This is a genomic window from Thauera sp. (assembly GCF_035444905.1).
In the GTDB taxonomy this organism is placed as follows: domain Bacteria; phylum Pseudomonadota; class Gammaproteobacteria; order Burkholderiales; family Rhodocyclaceae; genus Thauera.
This window is the reverse complement of sequence record NZ_DAOMPS010000129.1, coordinates 1-2,600: the sequence shown is the minus strand read 5'-3', so window position 1 is coordinate 2,600 and position 2,600 is coordinate 1. Positions and strand designations below refer to the sequence as shown.

2 protein-coding genes are annotated in these 2,600 nt (G+C 67.8%); both read left to right on the top strand.

Annotation, left to right across the window (positions count from 1 at the left end):
- Positions 1-138: 138 nt before the first annotated feature.
- The gene (locus tag PLC66_RS22525) at positions 139-1,014 is read left to right on the top strand and encodes a tyrosine-type recombinase/integrase (RefSeq protein ID WP_324544410.1); all 876 of its coding nucleotides are present in this window, start codon (positions 139-141) and stop codon (positions 1,012-1,014) included.
- A 9-nt stretch (positions 1,015-1,023) separates the two neighbouring features.
- Positions 1,024-2,226 (top strand): IS91 family transposase, encoded by a 1,203-nt coding sequence (locus PLC66_RS22520; RefSeq protein WP_324544409.1) that lies wholly within the window; start codon positions 1,024-1,026, stop codon positions 2,224-2,226.
- Positions 2,227-2,600: the final 374 nt, after the last annotated feature.

Genomic DNA, 2,600 nt, shown 5'->3' with positions numbered 1-2,600 from the left:
TTGGACTAAACCGCTGCGCGGTAGGGGGTGATCCACGCGCTGTGGGATTGAGGCCGGCGCATTCACAGGAAGCCCGCGTTGGAGAAGGATTGGGTGGCTGTTCGCAGCCCTTTATTCCTTTCCGACAGGAGCTTTGCCATGACTCCCCTTCGCCAGCGCATGCTCGAAGACATGGGCATTCGCAACTTCGCCGAGAACACCCAGCTTTCCTACCTCCAGCAGATCAGCGCCTACGCGCGCCACTTCGGTCGCTCGCCCGAAGCGCTCGGGCCCGAGGACGTGCGCACCTACCAGGTCCACCTGGTCGAAGTGCGCAAGCTCTCTGCCGCGAGTGTCGGCATCGCAACGTCGGCGCTGAGGTTTCTCTACAAGGTCACGCTCAAGCGCGACTGGGCACTGGAGGACATCCCGATGCCGAAGAAGCCGTTCCGGCTGCCGGTCATCCTGAGTCACGATGAGGTGACGCGCCTCCTCGAGGCCGTCGCCAGCCTGAAGCACCGCACCCTCCTCACCACCACTTACGCCGCCGGCTTGCGCGTGTCGGAGGCCACGCATCTGCGGGTCACCGACATCGACAGCGAGCGCATGGTGCTGCGCGTCGATCAAGGAAAGGGCCGCAAGGATCGCTACGTGATGCTCTCGCCGCGCCTGCTCGACACCTTGCGCGCGTACTGGCGAAGCGAGCGCCCGCGCCTGTGGCTGTTCCCAGGCGATAGGCCCGAGCAGCCGATCACCAAAGGGGCCGTCGAGGCCGCGTGCCAGAAGGCGCGTCGTGTCGCGGGCCTCACCAAGCCGGTCACCCCGCATTCGCTGCGCCACGCCTTCGCCACGCATCTGCTCGAAGCGGGTACCGACGTGCGCACCATCCAGTTGCTGCTCGGACACCGCAGCCTGGCGACCACCTCACGCTACCTGAAGGTCGCCACCAGCACGGTGTGTGCGACCCGAAGCCCGCTCGACTGGCTGCCCGCGCCGGTGGTGCCGAACCCGGTGACGCCGCCCGCGCACTTCTGAGTAAGCGTCTTGCGCCCAACCGGGCTCGAGTTGGCGGACATCTTCCGGCAGCTCGGGCCAGCCTATCGTCGCGATCACGTGGCGGCACTGAGTCGCGGGCAACGCCGCGTCATGAGTGCCATCGAGCGTTGCCGCACGGCGGCGCTCGGGGGGCACGTCGAGCAGTGCGACGCCTGCGGCCACCAGCGGATCGCGTTCAACAGCTGCCGCGACCGGCATTGTCCAAAGTGCCAGTCGCTCACGCGCGCGCAATGGCTCGAGGATCGGCGCGCAGAGCTCTTGCCAGTCGAGTATTTCCATGTCGTGTTCACCTTGCCGCAGGAGATCGCCGCCATCGCCTACCAGAACAAGGCGGTGGTCTACGACCTGCTGTTCCGCGCCACCGCCGAGACGCTGCGCACGATCGCGGCGGACCCCAAGCAGCTGGGCGCCGAGATCGGCTTCATCGCGATCCTGCACACCTGGGGCCAGAACCTGCTGCACCATCCGCATCTGCACTGCGTGGTGCCGGGCGGCGGCCTCTCGCCCGATGGCCAGCGCTGGATCGCCTGCCGGCCAGGCTTCTTCCTGCCCGTTCGGGTGCTGTCGAGGCTGTTCCGCCGGCGGTTCCTCACGATGTTGCAGCAGGCCTTCGCGGCGGGTTCGCTCACGTTCCACAATGCCCTGGCCGAGCTGACAGACCCTCGCGCGTTCGCCCGGTATCTCGCGCCGACGGCCCGGGCCGAATGGGTGGTCTACGCCAAGCCGCCGTTCGGTGGGCCGCAGCGCGTGCTCGAGTACCTCGGGCGCTACACGCATCGGGTGGCCATCGCCAACAGCCGGCTCGTCGCGTTCGCCGACGGCCAGGTCGCGTTCCGCTGGAAGGACTATCGCCATGCGTCCCGCCACAAGGTGATGCGGCTCGAGGCGGGGGAATTCGTGCGGCGCTTCCTGCTGCACGTCCTGCCCTCCGGATTCCAGCGCATCCGCCACTACGGCTGGCTCGCCAACCGCAGCCGCGCGGTGAAGCTGGAACGCTGTCGTCACTTGCTGGATGTGCCTGCTCCGGTACCGGTGTCGGCCGATGAACCCGCCGACTATCGGGATCGGTATCAGCGGCTCACCGGCATCTCGCTGTGGGAGTGCCCGCACTGCCACTGCGGGCGGATGGTCTGCGTCGAGACTTTGCAGCCCGGGGCACTGCCGCGTGGGCCGCCGGAGGTCGCCGCATGAACATCCTTCCTCCCGCAACACGAGCGCGCCGCGAAGGCCTTGACGGCGTGGCGGGGCTCTTCATGCGCGACCGCCCTCGGCACCAAGGAGCAGGTGCCGAGACGCCCGGCCGCGCCCAACGCCACACGAATCTGAGGCCCGACGCCTTCGCCACGCGTGGCGCGGCACCCTTGGTCCAGGCCGGCGCGTCGGCGTTGATCGCCATTCCTGCGCCGCGTCGCGGAACTGCACCGATTCAATCCCCATAGCGCCCTATCGCCCGCGGGGCGGTTCAGTCCAACGGGATCTTTTGCCTACCGGTCGCGGGATAAGGGCATGACACCGCCCGGTCGCCGTGCGCCGCGTCCGCCAGGCAAAAGACTCTCTTCATTATG